Genomic DNA, 15,862 nt, shown 5'->3' with positions numbered 1-15,862 from the left:
ATTGGAGGGATAAGTAATGGAGATCAAGGCTTTTCATGAATTAAAAGAACTAGGAAAAACACCCGTCGTGGCTAAGATTGGCGGCTTTCTTCCTGATCCAACAGCACACAGCTGGTTTGCCGGTCATTTCTTCATCCACCCCGATCAAGGCTGGCCCGCAGATCAAGATGGCGTCATGATTCCGATCTTACAAATTTATTTACCTGAAGTGCCAGGAGGAATGAACGGATTCAATGAATGTAAAATGATTCAAATCTTTCTCAACCAGAAAGCACTTCCGATGGATATCACAAAAAACGGAGAAGGCTGGAAGCTCATTGAATATGTAGATATGGAAGGATTAGAAGTAGTTGAAACTCCTGAAGAAGTGAGAGGACTCAAACCCTTTCAAATCCAATGGAACCAAAATGAGCAAGAAGACTACCCTTGCTGGGAAGAAGCGTGGTCATACGTCGATTTATCAGAAGTAAATGAAAGTGATGAAGCGACAGAACATTTCTTTGATCAATACACAAATTATTCATTCACAAAAATCGGTGGGTATGGTGCATATATTCAATCCCCACCCCATCATCAACTAGGCAAATTCATGCTGCAAATCGCCTCAGAAGAAAAACCTCGGTTCATGATTGGTGATAACGGCACGATGTATTTCTATTACGACAAAGACACAAAAGAATGGTCTATGCATTGGGATTGTTTTTAAAGTTTTATTGAATGAAGCCTTTCCTCCTTCTAAGCGTAGGAAATAATATGGAAGGAGGAACCAACATGGGATTCATTTTCGATATCTTTTCACTTGCTGTATTTATCCCTTTTCTACAGGTAGATGAAGAGGATATCTCTAGAAACGCAGCCCATCTCAAAAAACATAGCTGGTTTCATGAGTTATTAAATGATCCAGCTTACAGACATCTCATCATTTATCATCCAGATGTCCGCCAAGTCATTGGCAGATGTAACACAGATAAACTTCATCAGAAGCGATACAACTTAAAATGCAAACGTAACGTGCTGAAAGCATTACGTCGTGCCAAGTAAATGGACAAAAGGGCCGCGCTTTCCTGTGGCTCTTTTCATCGTTCTCTAAGAAAACATTTGACGCCTGGACAACTCTCCCCGTATATTATGTATAAATCCATCTTTTTCATAGAAAAGGGGGCTTTACATGCGCTTGTTTAAGTACTGGAGAAAAAAGCAGCCTAAACAACAGATCACCTCAGAAATGAAAGAAGAAAGCATCCCAATCAACTTCTCCACACTTCCCTTTGGTACAGACACCTTAGATGATTTTTTGTTCAATTTAGACCTCACCTCGAAGCTCACAGATCCCTATAAAGAAACAGATCCGAACAAATGAACCTATCCTCATCCAATCCTGGATGATTTTTTTATACTTGATGAAAGGTGTGGCCCATGAAAACATATTATATCGTTAGACACTGCCAAGCCAATGGACAATCCGAGGATGCGTCTTTAACGCCACAAGGCATCGCACAATCTCACGCACTAGCACAGTTTTTTAATGGCATTCACCTCAATCAGATCATCTCAAGTCCCTATAAGCGAGCGATCCAAACCACTGAGCCCCTTGCTCATACAAGACAACTCAGAGTGAAAATTGATCAGCGTCTTTCTGAACGTGTGCTAAGCCTCAAACCAATGGACGATTGGTATGAGAAACTAAAGCTCAGTTTTACGGACTTACACCTGACTTGTGAAGGCGGTGAATCAAGCCTTGAAGCCATGAACCGCATTGTAGAAGTACTATACGAACAAATAAGTTCAGGAAAAGATCGTACCCTATTCGTCACACATGGCAATATTATGAGCCTGCTTCTTAAACATGCCGATCCCACGATTGGATTCAAAGAGTGGGAGAAACTAAGCAATCCAGATGTCTATGTCCTGAAATATTTCAAGCCAGATCATATAGAAATAGAACGAATATGGCATAAATAAACGGCAGAATGAATTCTGCCGTTTCCTCATCTATTGTTGATAATAAAAAGCCTCTACCCACTCATACGGCTTCTTACGCTCCGCACACCATTTCATGAAGCCTCTTGTCTCCGTTTGCTGAAATTTCTTCCAGTCCGATAAAAGCTGATCATAATAGGCTACTTGTTTTTCAACATTGGTACGAATCCTCTTATCTTCGATCAGCATCATGACATCTTCAATGCCTTGAATTCGCTCTTGATCTTTCTCATAGGTGCTTAAATAAAGATCTTCATGTATATGATGAAACGAATACCATAGAACCGATAAATAGGTTTCGCAAATTTGAACAATGACACGCTGCTCCTTGCTGCCTCCAAGCTCTAGTGCCTTCAATAAATAGGGCAGCCCTTCTCCCTGATGCACAAACAAGCCCTGCCAGCGATACGGTCTCACATCCATAGGATCAACCTTCTCCCACTCTTGCAGAACAGGCTGAATCACCCCAATGATCAATGGATACACAAGCAAATGATGACCATCCTCAAACCGTTCAATCTTCTCAAACAGCCAATCAACAAATGAACGCCGTGCTGCAAAATCGTTCTCCTTCATCTCTTCAACAAAAAACTGAAGAACCTTTAACGCATCTTTACGCAGACCCTGTTCTTTCTTCACACAGTACTGTCTAAAAAGCGGATAAGCATGTGATCCCTCGTCTTCAATGATGGTCTGTAATATCGTCTTCATTTGCAAGTTAACAACTCCGCCTTTTTACATTCATTTTTAGAAGCCCTTGGCACCCTCAAATCCATTCTTTTCGGTGTTCATGAATGAATTGAATGTCTTTTTGATAATGTTCAAGGTGCCCCTCATGAATCATTTTTTGAAAAGCTATATCACCTTCACTCGCTTTTCGTTTCATGTACTGACATAACCCTTTTAAACGCAGCAGCACCATATCCAAATAATCTTCTGCTATTTTCTCCCCATAAGATTCAAAAAACAGTTTCACTCTATGCTTTATATGGTCTGCATGTTCTGATGAATGGTAGTTCACGATCTCTCCTGTTTCGGTGCGAAAAAACCTACTGAGAGGTACACAAGTATACAGAGTATATGCGATATCCCACAGCCTTGGACCAGGAGCAGCTACATCAAAATCAATGATTCCTACTGGTTTTTCATTATTGAAAATGATATTGTACATAGCAAAATCATTATGGCACACAACCTCTATGTTGTTAGGCGTATTGTCCATTCGTTCCCAATCGTCTGAAATGGGAAAATCAAAAACAGCATCATGATACAGTCTAAGCACTCTCGCTATTTCTTTTAAGGCATGGTGAGAGCACATGTATTCTTTTAAGGGATCATGACCGGCTACGCCTTCAATGAAGGACAATATCTCTCTACCTTTTTCATCAACCCCTAAAAACTTTGGAGCATAGGAGAAATTCTTTTTTTCTAAATGCTTTAGCAGCTTTTGGATATTGATATTATCTGACTTTACTTCTCGACGAACCGTATCTCCAAAACGATATACGTTCGAGACATTTCCACCTGTCAATAACTCTTCATGATCATTCTGTTTTTTCATAAATTCTCCCCTCAAATTGGGTCACAATGATGATATCAGCTAAAGATGTGTATTTACCCAAATATTCATTTAGTTACACAAAAAGGTAGTACACACTGTTTTATGGGAATGCGCTACCCCATTTTGTTTCCTTACATGATTAAATGTATCTTATCAAATGTTGCAAATCATCTAAAGATTATTCTGCTAAAAGAAGTACATGCTCATTATTTTTTAATAGGTTTCTATTTTTATCTAAATAACTCATTCAAACCACAAAAAAACGTTTCACCACGAGGGTGAAACGTTAGGTTGACGGTAAAAACCGATCATGAAACTTTTAATAGATACCGGTGGCCGGGGTCGAACCGGCACTCCGTGAGGAACACGATTTTGAGTCGTGCGCGTCTGCCAATTCCGCCACACCGGCATGATCATTAAAGAGCGCAACTTATGATAAAAAACATGGTGCCGAGGGCCGGACTTGAACCGGCACGGTAGTCACCTACCGCAGGATTTTAAGTCCTGTGTGTCTGCCAATTCCACCACCCCGGCAGTCTTTTCAAAAAGGCGACACCCGGATTTGAACCGGGGATAAAGGTTTTGCAGACCTCTGCCTTACCACTTGGCTATGCCGCCATTATTGGAGCGGAAGACGGGATTCGAACCCGCGACCCCCACCTTGGCAAGGTGGTGTTCTACCACTGAACTACTTCCGCAAATCAACTGGGCTAGCTGGATTCGAACCAACGCATGACGGAGTCAAAGTCCGTTGCCTTACCGCTTGGCTATAGCCCAATAATAAAATGGGGCGATTGATGGGAATCGAACCCACGAGTGCCAGAGCCACAATCTGGTGCGTTAACCACTTCGCCACAACCGCCATAGATGTTATGAATCATATTAAGAAAATTGGCAGGGGCAGTAGGAATCGAACCCACACCGGAGGTTTTGGAGACCTCTGTTCTACCTTTAAACTATGCCCCTATGAAAATAAAAATGGTGGAGGGGGGCGGATTCGAACCGCCGAACCCGGAGGGAGCGGATTTACAGTCCGCCGCGTTTAGCCACTTCGCTACCCCTCCACATTTGAAAAACAGTGCCGGCAAGAGGACTTGAACCCCCAACCTACTGATTACAAGTCAGTTGCTCTACCAATTGAGCTACACCGGCAAATAGTGATGGCTCGGGACGGAATCGAACCGCCGACACACGGATTTTCAGTCCGTTGCTCTACCAACTGAGCTACCGAGCCAAGTATTCATTTTAAAAATGGCGGTCCGGACGGGACTCGAACCCGCGACCTCCTGCGTGACAGGCAGGCATTCTAACCAACTGAACTACCGGACCATTTTGGTTGTACTCAATGAGCACTCCCCATTGGTACATAAAATAATTTGGTTGCGGGGGCAGGATTTGAACCTGCGACCTTCGGGTTATGAGCCCGACGAGCTACCGAACTGCTCCACCCCGCGATGATATAAAAGATATGGTGGAGGATGACGGGCTCGAACCGCCGACCCTCTGCTTGTAAGGCAGATGCTCTCCCAGCTGAGCTAATCCTCCGAATAAAAAATACTGGTGTATATTCTATAAAATGGTGACCCGTACGGGATTCGAACCCGTGTTACCGCCGTGAAAGGGCGGTGTCTTAACCGCTTGACCAACGGGCCCTTTATTATGTAAATTGTGGCGGAGAGCAAGGGATTCGAACCCTTGAGACGGGGTTACCGCCTACACGATTTCCAATCGTGCTCCTTCGGCCACTCGGACAGCTCTCCAAATTGGCTCCGCAGGTAGGATTCGAACCTACGACCGATCGGTTAACAGCCGATAGCTCTACCACTGAGCTACTGCGGAATGAAGAAAGCCTGGCGATGTCCTACTCTCACAGGGGGAGACCCCCAACTACCATCGGCGCTGAAGAGCTTAACTTCCGTGTTCGGTATGGGAACGGGTGTGACCTCTTCGCCATCATCACCAGACAATTTAGTGACAAAAGATATTATACTATGTATTGAAAATAAATCAAGAGATATTTAAAAAATGTTCTCTCAAAACTAGATAACAATGTTCAAACTTCACATTAGAATATAGGTTAAGTCCTCGATCTATTAGTATCTGTCAGCTCCACGTGTCACCACGCTTCCACCTCAGACCTATCAACCTGATCATCTTTCAGGGATCTTACTTCCTTGCGGAATGGGAAATCTCATCTTGAGGGGGGCTTCATGCTTAGATGCTTTCAGCACTTATCCCGTCCGCACATAGCTACCCAGCGATGCCCTTGGCAGAACAACTGGTACACCAGCGGTGCGTCCATCCCGGTCCTCTCGTACTAAGGACAGCTCCTCTCAAATTTCCTGCGCCCGCGACGGATAGGGACCGAACTGTCTCACGACGTTCTGAACCCAGCTCGCGTACCGCTTTAATGGGCGAACAGCCCAACCCTTGGGACCGACTACAGCCCCAGGATGCGATGAGCCGACATCGAGGTGCCAAACCTCCCCGTCGATGTGGACTCTTGGGGGAGATAAGCCTGTTATCCCCGGGGTAGCTTTTATCCGTTGAGCGATGGCCCTTCCATGCGGAACCACCGGATCACTAAGCCCGACTTTCGTCCCTGCTCGACTTGTAGGTCTCGCAGTCAAGCTCCCTTGTGCCTTTACACTCTGCGAATGATTTCCAACCATTCTGAGGGAACCTTTGGGCGCCTCCGTTACATTTTAGGAGGCGACCGCCCCAGTCAAACTGCCCACCTGACACTGTCTCCCTGCCCGATAAGGGCAGCGGGTTAGAAGGTCAATACAGCCAGGGTAGTATCCCACCGATGCCTCCACCGAAGCTAGCGCTCCGGTTTCCAAGGCTCCTACCTATCCTGTACAAGCTGTACCAACATTCAATATCAGGCTGCAGTAAAGCTCCACGGGGTCTTTCCGTCCTGTCGCGGGTAACCTGCATCTTCACAGGTACTATAATTTCACCGAGTCTCTCGTTGAGACAGTGCCCAGATCGTTGCGCCTTTCGTGCGGGTCGGAACTTACCCGACAAGGAATTTCGCTACCTTAGGACCGTTATAGTTACGGCCGCCGTTTACTGGGGCTTCAATTCGCACCTTCGCTTACGCTAAGCGCTCCTCTTAACCTTCCAGCACCGGGCAGGCGTCAGCCCCTATACTTCGCCTTACGGCTTCGCAGAGACCTGTGTTTTTGCTAAACAGTCGCCTGGGCCTATTCACTGCGGCTTCTCGGGGCTTTAACACCCTAAGAAGCACCCCTTCTCCCGAAGTTACGGGGTCATTTTGCCGAGTTCCTTAACGAGAGTTCTCTCGATCACCTTAGGATTCTCTCCTCGCCTACCTGTGTCGGTTTGCGGTACGGGCACCTCTCACCTCGCTAGAGGCTTTTCTTGGCAGTGTGGAATCAGGAACTTCGCTACTAAATTTCGCTCGCCATCACAGCTCAGCCTTCACGGGAAACGGATTTGCCTATTTCCCAGCCTAACTGCTTGGACGCGGATATCCAATACCGCGCTTACCCTATCCTCCTGCGTCCCCCCATTGCTCAAATGGTGAGGAGGTGGTACAGGAATATCAACCTGTTGTCCATCGCCTACGCCTTTCGGCCTCGGCTTAGGTCCCGACTAACCCTGAGCGGACGAGCCTTCCTCAGGAAACCTTAGGCATTCGGTGGACGGGATTCTCACCCGTCTTTCGCTACTCATACCGGCATTCTCACTTCTAAGCGCTCCACCAGTCCTTCCGGTCTGACTTCACAGCACTTAGAACGCTCTCCTACCACTGTTCGTAAGAACAGTCCGCAGCTTCGGTGATACGTTTAGCCCCGGTACATTTTCGGCGCAGAGTCACTCGACCAGTGAGCTATTACGCACTCTTTAAATGGTGGCTGCTTCTAAGCCAACATCCTGGTTGTCTAAGCAACTCCACATCCTTTTCCACTTAACGTATACTTTGGGACCTTAGCTGGCGGTCTGGGCTGTTTCCCTTTCGACTACGGATCTTATCACTCGCAGTCTGACTCCCAAGGATAAGTCATCGGCATTCGGAGTTTGACTGAATTCGGTAACCCGGTAGGGGCCCCTAGTCCAATCAGTGCTCTACCTCCGAGACTCTTACCTTGAGGCTAGCCCTAAAGCTATTTCGGAGAGAACCAGCTATCTCCAGGTTCGATTGGCATTTCACCCCTACCCACACCTCATCCCCGCACTTTTCAACGTGCGTGGGTTCGGGCCTCCATTCAGTGTTACCTGAACTTCACCCTGGACATGGGTAGATCACCTGGTTTCGGGTCTACGACCACGTACTCATGCGCCCTATTCAGACTCGCTTTCGCTGCGGCTCCGCATCTTCTGCTTAACCTTGCACGGGATCGTAACTCGCCGGTTCATTCTACAAAAGGCACGCCATCACCCTTTAACGGGCTCTGACTACTTGTAGGCACACGGTTTCAGGATCTATTTCACTCCCCTTCCGGGGTGCTTTTCACCTTTCCCTCACGGTACTGGTTCACTATCGGTCACTAGGGAGTATTTAGCCTTGGGAGATGGTCCTCCCGGATTCCGACGGAATTTCACGTGTTCCGCCGTACTCAGGATCCACTCTGGAGAGAACAACATTTCAGTTACAGGGCTGTTACCTTCTTTGGCGGGCCTTTCCAGACCTCTTCGCTTATATCGTTCCTTTGTAACTCCGTATAGAGTGTCCTACAACCCCAAGAGGCAAGCCTCTTGGTTTGGGCTGTTCCCGTTTCGCTCGCCGCTACTCAGGGAATCGCATTTGCTTTCTCTTCCTCCGGGTACTTAGATGTTTCAGTTCCCCGGGTATGCCTTCTCATACTCTATGTATTCAAGTATGGATACTACTCCATTACGAGCAGTGGGTTTCCCCATTCGGAAATCTCCGGATCAAAGCTTGCTTACAGCTCCCCGAAGCATATCGGTGTTCGTCCCGTCCTTCATCGGCTCCTAGTGCCAAGGCATCCACCGTGCGCCCTTTCTAACTTAACCATTTCTTACTTTAGAAAGAATCACTATGTGTGATGAACTTTGCATTGCATTCAATGTGAATGTATTACTTATTGTTATCTAGTTTTCAAAGAACAATCCTGTCTCGCTAGAGACATGTCTTGAAGGAATGATCCTTCAAAACTAAACAAGACGAAAACGCACACTGCTCCATATATCCTTAGAAAGGAGGTGATCCAGCCGCACCTTCCGATACGGCTACCTTGTTACGACTTCACCCCAATCATCTGTCCCACCTTCGGCGGCTGGCTCCATAAAGGTTACCTCACCGACTTCGGGTGTTACAAACTCTCGTGGTGTGACGGGCGGTGTGTACAAGGCCCGGGAACGTATTCACCGCGGCATGCTGATCCGCGATTACTAGCGATTCCAGCTTCACGCAGTCGAGTTGCAGACTGCGATCCGAACTGAGAACAGATTTATGGGATTGGCTAAACCTTGCGGTCTCGCAGCCCTTTGTTCTGTCCATTGTAGCACGTGTGTAGCCCAGGTCATAAGGGGCATGATGATTTGACGTCATCCCCACCTTCCTCCGGTTTGTCACCGGCAGTCACCTTAGAGTGCCCAACTAAATGCTGGCAACTAAGATCAAGGGTTGCGCTCGTTGCGGGACTTAACCCAACATCTCACGACACGAGCTGACGACAACCATGCACCACCTGTCACTCTGTCCCCGAAGGGAAAGCCCTATCTCTAGGGTTGTCAGAGGATGTCAAGACCTGGTAAGGTTCTTCGCGTTGCTTCGAATTAAACCACATGCTCCACCGCTTGTGCGGGCCCCCGTCAATTCCTTTGAGTTTCAGTCTTGCGACCGTACTCCCCAGGCGGAGTGCTTAATGCGTTAGCTGCAGCACTAAGGGGCGGAAACCCCCTAACACTTAGCACTCATCGTTTACGGCGTGGACTACCAGGGTATCTAATCCTGTTCGCTCCCCACGCTTTCGCTCCTCAGCGTCAGTTACAGACCAGAGAGTCGCCTTCGCCACTGGTGTTCCTCCACATCTCTACGCATTTCACCGCTACACGTGGAATTCCACTCTCCTCTTCTGCACTCAAGTTTCCCAGTTTCCAATGACCCTCCCCGGTTGAGCCGGGGGCTTTCACATCAGACTTAAGAAACCGCCTGCGAGCCCTTTACGCCCAATAATTCCGGACAACGCTTGCCACCTACGTATTACCGCGGCTGCTGGCACGTAGTTAGCCGTGGCTTTCTGGTTAGGTACCGTCAAGGTGCGAGCAGTTACTCTCGCACTTGTTCTTCCCTAACAACAGAGCTTTACGATCCGAAAACCTTCATCACTCACGCGGCGTTGCTCCGTCAGACTTTCGTCCATTGCGGAAGATTCCCTACTGCTGCCTCCCGTAGGAGTCTGGGCCGTGTCTCAGTCCCAGTGTGGCCGATCACCCTCTCAGGTCGGCTACGCATCGTCGCCTTGGTGAGCCATTACCCCACCAACTAGCTAATGCGCCGCGGGTCCATCTGTAAGTGACAGCCGAAACCGTCTTTCATCCTTGAACCATGCGGTTCAAGGAACTATCCGGTATTAGCTCCGGTTTCCCGGAGTTATCCCAGTCTTACAGGCAGGTTACCCACGTGTTACTCACCCGTCCGCCGCTAACATCCGGGAGCAAGCTCCCTTCTGTTCGCTCGACTTGCATGTATTAGGCACGCCGCCAGCGTTCGTCCTGAGCCAGGATCAAACTCTCCGAGGTATGCAGGATGCATATCACACATGCGTTGCTACACGATGTAGCGAACTTAGCATGTGATCATTTCCTGCCTCGTCAGCGTTTGACTGACTACCTATGATATATCATAGGATTTTTTTATAAAAACTCGAATTAACAGGTACGTTTTGTCTTGTTTAGTTTTCAAAGATCATCTTCGTCGTCTCTCAGAGGCGACTTTCTCAATATAACATTTCGACGCTGTGTGCGTCAAGTGTTTTTCAGAATTTCTTTTTGTCAGCTTTTCTTTCAAAGCAACTTGGTTGCTCGTTAGCGACGTATAATAATATACCATCATAATATTCAGGCGTCAATATCTTTTTTCACAAAATATCCTCGATGATAGATTTTTTGTCCCTTTGTCTCAATCGGCTCCACTTGAACAATTCCTTTTTCCACAAAGAAATCAATCATGACGCTAAGGTCAGGCGTGAAATACTTGAGGTCAGGATGCGCGAGAAGCTCGCCAAAAAGCCATATATCTTGCTGTTCCATGACATGACGCAAATGAGCGGCGCCAATTTCTGCTTTTGAATGGATCAAAAAGTCATTTGCTAAAAATAAAAGTTCCAAACGCTTATGAAGGCTTTCGTGGCTTTCAATGAGTTCTGAATAAAGTTTATATACTTCCGGTTCCATATGACGCACCTGATTCCAAACTGTCACTTCTGGGTGGAAACCTTTATCGATCACTTCAATACGTGCCAAATGATGCAGAGCATGCACAATTGAATTATATGCATCAAGGAATTGATTTGACTCAAAAAATGCTTTTCCTTCTATATATCTGCGAATTAGCTTGCCGTATTCTAAGCCGATTTTAAGTTTGCGGTTTGAAAATGGGAATGTACTCAGGTCATCAATTAAATTGAAAATATATTCATTTCGATCAAATAGGACTTTCCCATTCAAAATCCAATCAATGATTCGGCGGTTTGTGCCAAGGGTAATCCATTCCTTCAACTGCTCATCTGTGACAATATTTAAAGAAGCTGTTTGGTGATCGGATTCATAGTGCTTGATAAATAACGGCTCTTCCGCTTCTTTTACAATGACTAAAAGAGCTGCATCAAAGTTATCCGTCTCAGAAGATACTTTGTGTCTTCTTTCTACTATAATCACAGCCAATGTGTCTGGGTGGCTTGCTCTCTCTTGATAAATAGGACGGAGAAGATTTTCCATAGTGATTCCTCCAATACTCGGGTGTAAAGTTCTTCTCTAATGCTATGTATTTCTCCTCATAGAATCAAAATTCCTTCAATTCAAGAAAAAAGATCATTGAATCATTATAAGCAATTTATTCACAAAACTCTATAACTAATTCAAACGGAAAGGTAAAATGTGCTATATTGGAGACAAGGGGGGCTAGGGATGGCGAAATACTCCAGTAAGATTAATAAAATCAGAACATTTGCACTTAGTTTGGTTTTTGTTGGCTTTCTGATCATGTATATCGGTGTGTTCTTCAAGGAATCGATTTGGCTGTCGACTTTCTTTATGCTGCTCGGCGTCTTATCGATCGGATTGAGTACAGTGGTTTACTTTTGGATCGGTATGCTTTCTACGAAGGCAGTCCGTGTCGTATGTCCAGGCTGTGAGAAGGAAACAAAAGTGCTTGGGCGGGTGGACATGTGCATGCATTGCAGAGAGCCGCTTACACTCGATCCAGCATTGGAAGGCAAAGAGTTTGATGAATCCTACAATCGAAAAAAGTCATAAAAAAAGCTGACCATTTAACCGGTCAGCTTTTTCATTAATGATTTTCTTTTTTCGCACATTCTTGACAAGTCCCATAGATCTCCAAGCGATGATGACTGACTTTAAAGCCCGTCACATGGGATGCAAGCTGTTCAACTTCATCAAGGCCAGGATAATGAAAGTCCACTATTTTTCCGCAGTTTTCACAAATCGCATGATAATGATCAGATGTCGCAAAATCAAATCGGCTTGAGGAATCACCGTACGTTAATTCCTTTACTAATCCAGATTCCCGGAAGACTCGTAAATTGTTGTAAACCGTTGCGACACTCATATTTGGAAATTTCCCTTCAAGTGCTTTATATATATCGTCCGCGGTTGGGTGAGTCATAGAATTTACGAGAAACTCCAAGATGGCATGGCGCTGCGGAGTAATTCGAACACCGGTTTCTTTTAAAGCATCTAAAGCGTCTTTTAGTTCGTGAGCAGCCATTTCATCATGCACCTCTCTTCAAAAATATTCTTATATTATAATCTTTATAAATAGTGTACCCCCAGAGCCGAATCTTTGTCAATTACAATCCTCTTTTTTACCTATTCTTCTTCACAAAAAAAGACCGGTATGTCTGCCGGTCCTATCCTGTGATGATATTAAGCGTGAGCTTTCAGTTCCTCAAGCGCTTCTTCTACGTGGTCTTTTACCTTAACTTTTCTCCACTCTTTCACAAGCGTTCCTTCTTTATTAATAAGAAACGTTGAACGTTCGACGCCCATGTATTCTTTGCCAAAGTTCTTTTTCAGCTTCCATACTCCAAAGGCTTCAGACAATTTCTGTTCATCGTCTACAAGAAGTAAGAACGGTAAATCATGTTTTTCTTTAAACTTCTGATGCTTGTCCTGACTGTCTGGGCTTACGCCAATAATGACAGCATCTAATTCTGCAAAGCTTTGATGGCGATCTCGGAAATCACATGCTTCTGTTGTACAGCCGGGTGTCATATCTTTTGGATAGAAATAAAGGACAATATGTTTTCCTTTAAAGTCAGAAAGCTTTACTTTCTCCCCGTTGTCACCGGTTAATTCAATTTCAGGTACTTGCTGGCCTACTTCGATTGTCATAACACAATCCCTCCAACCTATTTTTAAATAGCCTATCCAATTTTGAGAGGATATTCAACTAAGGACGCTTGCATTGGCATGTTAAAATAATGATAGACGACGTGATACGTTGAGATAGGAGGCTATTTATGAAATTCACAGAATCAGAAAAATTACATCAAGAGGCGCTGGAGCATATTGTTGGAGGTGTCAACAGCCCCTCTCGTTCATATAAGGCAGTAGGCGGCGGCTCACCCGTGGCTATGGAAAAAGGAGAAGGCGCTTATTTTTGGGATGTTGACGGAAATCGCTATATCGATTATCTAGCAGCATACGGCCCAATTATTACAGGACATGCCCACCCTCATATTACAAAAGCGATTACAAAAGCGGCTGAATCAGGTGTCCTTTTCGGAACGCCAACGAAGCATGAAGTCACTTTTGCTAAAATGCTGAAGGAAGCCATGCCTGCTTTGGACAAAGTTCGCTTTGTCAATTCAGGTACTGAAGCGGTGATGACAACGATTCGTGTCGCACGTGCATATACAGGCAGAACAAAGATCATAAAGTTTGCTGGATGTTATCACGGTCACTCTGATCTTGTACTTGTGGCAGCTGGCTCTGGTCCTTCCACTTTAGGAACCCCTGATTCAGCGGGCGTTCCAAAGAGCATCGCCAATGAAGTGATCACCGTTCCATTTAATGATATTGACAGCTACAAAGAAGCATTGGATCGATGGGGCGATGAAGTCGCAGCTGTCCTTGTCGAGCCAATTGTCGGGAACTTCGGCATCGTGGAGCCTAAGGACGGTTTCCTGCAGCAGGTCAATGACCTCACTCATGAAAAGGGCGCACTTGTGATCTACGATGAAGTGATTACAGCTTTCCGCTTTATGTACGGAGGCGCACAGGACTTGCTCCAAGTAAAACCTGACCTCACTGCATTAGGAAAAATCATTGGCGGCGGACTTCCGATCGGTGCTTATGGCGGTAAAAAAGAAATTATGGAGCAAGTCGCTCCTCTTGGACCAGCCTATCAAGCTGGCACGATGGCAGGAAATCCCGCATCCATTCTTTCTGGTATTGCCTGCTTGGAAGTGTTAAAACAAGATGGTGTTTACGAGCGTCTTGATCAGCTTGGCGCTATGCTAGAAGAAGGCATTTTAGCCCATGCAAAAAAACATCAAGTAGATATTACAGTGAACCGCTTAAAAGGGGCTCTCACGATCTATTTCACAAAAGAAACCATTGTGAACTATGAACAGGCTGAAAATACGGATGGCGAAATGTTCGCCCGCTTCTTTAAATTAATGCTTTCGCAAGGGATTAACCTCGCTCCTTCTAAATATGAAGCTTGGTTCTTAACGATCGCACATACTGAAAAAGATATTTCTGAGACGCTGCAAGCAGTAGATCATGCGTTTGAACAGTTGAAACAATCATAATAGGGTCAAAAACAGGCGTAAAAAAATGCGCCTGTTTTTTTATTTATCAGCTCTTGTTTGTCAAAAGCGTGTGAATCTGTTACATTTCTTCTCAATACCTTCTTTTGATGTTTTCATGAACTTTCAAAAATCACTTGAATATTTCGGAAGACCGCTGTATATTACTTAGTTGTTCATCAAAATATTTATAATAAATGACGAGTGATCATCTATTATCTAAAAGAAAGGAATGCAGGGACAAAACCAATGAAACTTGGAGCCCGTATTTTAAAAACTGGTATTGCCATTGTACTCGCGCTTTACCTGGCAACATGGCTTGGGTTGCCAACGCCCGTCTTCGCGGGAATTGCAGCTGTATTTGCTATCCAGCCATCTATTTATCGATCTTTTTTAACGATTGTTGATCAAGTGCAAGCCAATATTATTGGAGCAGCACTTGCCATTACGTTCGGCCTGCTTTTTGGTACTGGACCAGTCATTATCGGTTTAACCGCCGTCATGGTCATTGCCATTAATTTAAAGCTGAAGATTGAACACACGATTCCAATTGCACTTGTAACCGTCATTGCGATTTTAGAAAGTGCAGGGGATCATTTCCTTTCCTTTGCCTTAATTCGAACAGCTACTGTGGTGTTAGGAGTTCTTTCTTCATTTTTAGTGAATTTAATCTTCCTGCCGCCAAAGTATGAAACAAAGCTTGTTCATCACATTATGGAAAATACGGAGGAGATTTTAAAATGGATCCGTCTGAGCTCCAGACAGTCTACTGATCATTCCATTTTAAAAGATGACATCGATCAAATAAAAGAACGCATGATCAAATTAGATCACATTTACTTGTTATACAAAGAGGAACGAAGCTATTTAAAGAAAACAACCTATGTAAAATCAAGAAAGCTCGTTTTATTCAGACAGGCCATTATGACATCGAATCGTGCCCTGTACTTGCTGAAAAAGCTTCATAAATTAGAAAATGAAATTCATTTGATGCCAGAGCATTTCAAGGAAAGCTTAACAGATGAAATTGATTACTTACTGTATTGGCATGAGCGCACCTTGATGAAATTCGTCGGTAAAATGAAACCGCAGGACGATGAATTTCAAAATGAATGCTCTCTTCGCCTTGAAACGTTAACGAAATCATTTCTCCAGCATCAGCAAAACCAAGAAAACGACTTGCTCGATTACAATATGCTAAATGTCATGTCCAGCATCATCGAATACCGTGATGAACTAGAGCATTTAGATACATTGATTACAAGCTTCCAGACGTATCACCCAAAAGACAGTGAAATTGAGACAGAAGAAAAAGAAGCATAAACTGAGAAAA

The 15,862-nt window shown here is 45.0% G+C and carries 12 protein-coding genes, 16 tRNA genes and 3 rRNA genes; 7 read left to right on the top strand and 24 right to left on the bottom strand.

Annotated elements, in window-relative coordinates; translation table 11 throughout:
- The first annotated feature begins 16 nt into the window (after positions 1 to 16).
- The 4 genes from MHI11_RS04570 to MHI11_RS04555 all read left to right on the top strand — a co-directional run bounded on the left by MHI11_RS04570 (position 17) and on the right by MHI11_RS04555 (position 1,962).
- Positions 17 to 706: a DUF1963 domain-containing protein gene (locus tag MHI11_RS04570; RefSeq protein ID WP_044141635.1), complete on the top strand. Its 690-nt coding sequence runs from the start codon at positions 17 to 19 to the stop codon at positions 704 to 706.
- 65 nt (positions 707 to 771) lie between these two features.
- Positions 772 to 1,041, top strand: a complete 270-nt coding sequence (locus tag MHI11_RS04565; protein WP_044141636.1) for a hypothetical protein — start codon at positions 772 to 774, stop codon at positions 1,039 to 1,041.
- Between the two features lie 127 nt (positions 1,042 to 1,168).
- Positions 1,169 to 1,360 (top strand): hypothetical protein, encoded by a 192-nt coding sequence (locus MHI11_RS04560; RefSeq protein WP_065097748.1) that lies wholly within the window; start codon positions 1,169 to 1,171, stop codon positions 1,358 to 1,360.
- A 56-nt stretch (positions 1,361 to 1,416) separates the two neighbouring features.
- Positions 1,417 to 1,962: a histidine phosphatase family protein gene (locus MHI11_RS04555; protein WP_340960527.1), complete on the top strand. Its 546-nt coding sequence runs from the start codon at positions 1,417 to 1,419 to the stop codon at positions 1,960 to 1,962.
- Positions 1,963 to 1,992: 30 nt separating this feature from the next.
- Here MHI11_RS04555 and MHI11_RS04550 read toward each other — a convergent pair whose 3' ends face one another.
- The 22 genes from MHI11_RS04550 to MHI11_RS04445 all read right to left on the bottom strand — a co-directional run bounded on the left by MHI11_RS04550 (position 1,993) and on the right by MHI11_RS04445 (position 11,473).
- Positions 1,993 to 2,697 carry a hypothetical protein gene (locus MHI11_RS04550; protein ID WP_044141639.1) on the bottom strand — a complete coding sequence of 235 codons (705 nt, stop codon included), beginning with the start codon at positions 2,695 to 2,697 and terminating at the stop codon, positions 1,993 to 1,995.
- 49 nt (positions 2,698 to 2,746) lie between these two features.
- Complete coding sequence (locus tag MHI11_RS04545) at positions 2,747 to 3,541, bottom strand: phosphotransferase (RefSeq protein WP_340909594.1); 795 nt, start codon at positions 3,539 to 3,541, stop codon at positions 2,747 to 2,749.
- Positions 3,542 to 3,868: 327 nt separating this feature from the next.
- Positions 3,869 to 3,950: transfer RNA gene (locus MHI11_RS04540), tRNA-Leu, on the bottom strand.
- Between the two features lie 36 nt (positions 3,951 to 3,986).
- Positions 3,987 to 4,075: transfer RNA gene (locus MHI11_RS04535), tRNA-Leu, on the bottom strand.
- A gap of 13 nt (positions 4,076 to 4,088) precedes the next feature.
- Positions 4,089 to 4,159: transfer RNA gene (locus MHI11_RS04530), tRNA-Cys, on the bottom strand.
- A 5-nt stretch (positions 4,160 to 4,164) separates the two neighbouring features.
- A tRNA-Gly gene (locus MHI11_RS04525) sits at positions 4,165 to 4,239 on the bottom strand.
- 7 nt (positions 4,240 to 4,246) lie between these two features.
- Positions 4,247 to 4,318, bottom strand: a tRNA-Gln gene (locus MHI11_RS04520).
- 9 nt (positions 4,319 to 4,327) lie between these two features.
- Positions 4,328 to 4,403, bottom strand: a tRNA-His gene (locus tag MHI11_RS04515).
- A gap of 30 nt (positions 4,404 to 4,433) precedes the next feature.
- Positions 4,434 to 4,507, bottom strand: a tRNA-Trp gene (locus MHI11_RS04510).
- A gap of 13 nt (positions 4,508 to 4,520) precedes the next feature.
- Positions 4,521 to 4,605, bottom strand: a tRNA-Tyr gene (locus MHI11_RS04505).
- Positions 4,606 to 4,620: 15 nt separating this feature from the next.
- A tRNA-Thr gene (locus tag MHI11_RS04500) sits at positions 4,621 to 4,693 on the bottom strand.
- A 9-nt stretch (positions 4,694 to 4,702) separates the two neighbouring features.
- Positions 4,703 to 4,775, bottom strand: a tRNA-Phe gene (locus MHI11_RS04495).
- A gap of 18 nt (positions 4,776 to 4,793) precedes the next feature.
- Positions 4,794 to 4,870: transfer RNA gene (locus MHI11_RS04490), tRNA-Asp, on the bottom strand.
- 48 nt (positions 4,871 to 4,918) lie between these two features.
- Positions 4,919 to 4,995, bottom strand: a tRNA-Met gene (locus MHI11_RS04485).
- Between the two features lie 15 nt (positions 4,996 to 5,010).
- A tRNA-Val gene (locus MHI11_RS04480) sits at positions 5,011 to 5,086 on the bottom strand.
- A gap of 32 nt (positions 5,087 to 5,118) precedes the next feature.
- Positions 5,119 to 5,193: transfer RNA gene (locus MHI11_RS04475), tRNA-Glu, on the bottom strand.
- Positions 5,194 to 5,210: 17 nt separating this feature from the next.
- Positions 5,211 to 5,301: transfer RNA gene (locus MHI11_RS04470), tRNA-Ser, on the bottom strand.
- Between the two features lie 4 nt (positions 5,302 to 5,305).
- Positions 5,306 to 5,380 (bottom strand) — tRNA-Asn (locus tag MHI11_RS04465).
- A 9-nt stretch (positions 5,381 to 5,389) separates the two neighbouring features.
- Positions 5,390 to 5,505: ribosomal RNA gene (rrf, locus tag MHI11_RS04460) — 5S ribosomal RNA — on the bottom strand.
- Between the two features lie 109 nt (positions 5,506 to 5,614).
- A 23S ribosomal RNA gene (locus MHI11_RS04455) occupies positions 5,615 to 8,545 on the bottom strand.
- A gap of 182 nt (positions 8,546 to 8,727) precedes the next feature.
- Positions 8,728 to 10,276: ribosomal RNA gene (locus MHI11_RS04450) — 16S ribosomal RNA — on the bottom strand.
- Together the 16S, 23S and 5S rRNA genes with 16 tRNA genes alongside form the textbook arrangement of a ribosomal RNA operon.
- 318 nt (positions 10,277 to 10,594) lie before the next feature.
- Positions 10,595 to 11,473 (bottom strand): nucleotidyltransferase-like protein, encoded by an 879-nt coding sequence (locus tag MHI11_RS04445; protein WP_065097424.1) that lies wholly within the window; start codon positions 11,471 to 11,473, stop codon positions 10,595 to 10,597.
- Positions 11,474 to 11,662: 189 nt separating this feature from the next.
- Here MHI11_RS04445 and MHI11_RS04440 point away from each other — a divergent pair, with 189 nt between their 5' ends.
- Positions 11,663 to 12,010 carry a YgzB family protein gene (locus MHI11_RS04440; RefSeq protein ID WP_003217804.1) on the top strand — a complete coding sequence of 116 codons (348 nt, stop codon included), beginning with the start codon at positions 11,663 to 11,665 and terminating at the stop codon, positions 12,008 to 12,010.
- A 34-nt stretch (positions 12,011 to 12,044) separates the two neighbouring features.
- Here the strand turns inward: MHI11_RS04440 and perR are convergent, their stop codons facing one another.
- The gene (gene perR, locus MHI11_RS04435) at positions 12,045 to 12,482 is read right to left on the bottom strand and encodes a peroxide-responsive transcriptional repressor PerR (protein ID WP_012009347.1); all 438 of its coding nucleotides are present in this window, start codon (positions 12,480 to 12,482) and stop codon (positions 12,045 to 12,047) included.
- A gap of 158 nt (positions 12,483 to 12,640) precedes the next feature.
- Positions 12,641 to 13,108, bottom strand: coding sequence for a thioredoxin-dependent thiol peroxidase (bcp, locus tag MHI11_RS04430; RefSeq protein ID WP_065097425.1), 468 nt, complete (start codon positions 13,106 to 13,108; stop codon positions 12,641 to 12,643).
- Between the two features lie 128 nt (positions 13,109 to 13,236).
- On the opposite strand from bcp, the gene MHI11_RS04425 reads away from it, so the two are divergent.
- On the top strand, positions 13,237 to 14,532 hold the full coding sequence (locus tag MHI11_RS04425) for a glutamate-1-semialdehyde 2,1-aminomutase (RefSeq protein WP_340960526.1): 1,296 nt from the start codon (positions 13,237 to 13,239) through the stop codon (positions 14,530 to 14,532).
- A gap of 246 nt (positions 14,533 to 14,778) precedes the next feature.
- Positions 14,779 to 15,852: an FUSC family protein gene (locus MHI11_RS04420; protein WP_044139667.1), complete on the top strand. Its 1,074-nt coding sequence runs from the start codon at positions 14,779 to 14,781 to the stop codon at positions 15,850 to 15,852.
- The last annotated feature ends 10 nt before the right edge of the window (positions 15,853 to 15,862 follow it).

The organism is Bacillus sp. FSL K6-3312 (assembly GCF_038007485.1).
Classification (GTDB): Bacteria; Bacillota; Bacilli; order Bacillales; family Bacillaceae; genus Bacillus; species Bacillus pumilus.
This window is presented reverse-complemented; position numbering and strand designations above follow the sequence as displayed.

Excerpts from the sequence above, each read along its gene's own strand:
- MHI11_RS04570 (WP_044141635.1), top strand. The coding sequence starts at position 17 with ATGGAGATCAAGGCTTTTCATGAATTAAAAGAACTAGGAAAAACACCC.
- MHI11_RS04565 (WP_044141636.1), top strand. The coding sequence starts at position 772 with ATGGGATTCATTTTCGATATCTTTTCACTTGCTGTATTTATCCCTTTT.
- MHI11_RS04560 (WP_065097748.1), top strand. The coding sequence starts at position 1,169 with ATGCGCTTGTTTAAGTACTGGAGAAAAAAGCAGCCTAAACAACAGATC.
- MHI11_RS04555 (WP_340960527.1), top strand. The coding sequence starts at position 1,417 with ATGAAAACATATTATATCGTTAGACACTGCCAAGCCAATGGACAATCC.
- MHI11_RS04545 (WP_340909594.1), bottom strand. The coding sequence starts at position 3,541 with ATGAAAAAACAGAATGATCATGAAGAGTTATTGACAGGTGGAAATGTC.
- MHI11_RS04445 (WP_065097424.1), bottom strand. The coding sequence starts at position 11,473 with ATGGAAAATCTTCTCCGTCCTATTTATCAAGAGAGAGCAAGCCACCCA.
- MHI11_RS04440 (WP_003217804.1), top strand. The coding sequence starts at position 11,663 with ATGGCGAAATACTCCAGTAAGATTAATAAAATCAGAACATTTGCACTT.
- perR (WP_012009347.1), bottom strand. The coding sequence starts at position 12,482 with ATGGCTGCTCACGAACTAAAAGACGCTTTAGATGCTTTAAAAGAAACC.
- bcp (WP_065097425.1), bottom strand. The coding sequence starts at position 13,108 with ATGACAATCGAAGTAGGCCAGCAAGTACCTGAAATTGAATTAACCGGT.
- MHI11_RS04425 (WP_340960526.1), top strand. The coding sequence starts at position 13,237 with ATGAAATTCACAGAATCAGAAAAATTACATCAAGAGGCGCTGGAGCAT.
- MHI11_RS04420 (WP_044139667.1), top strand. The coding sequence starts at position 14,779 with ATGAAACTTGGAGCCCGTATTTTAAAAACTGGTATTGCCATTGTACTC.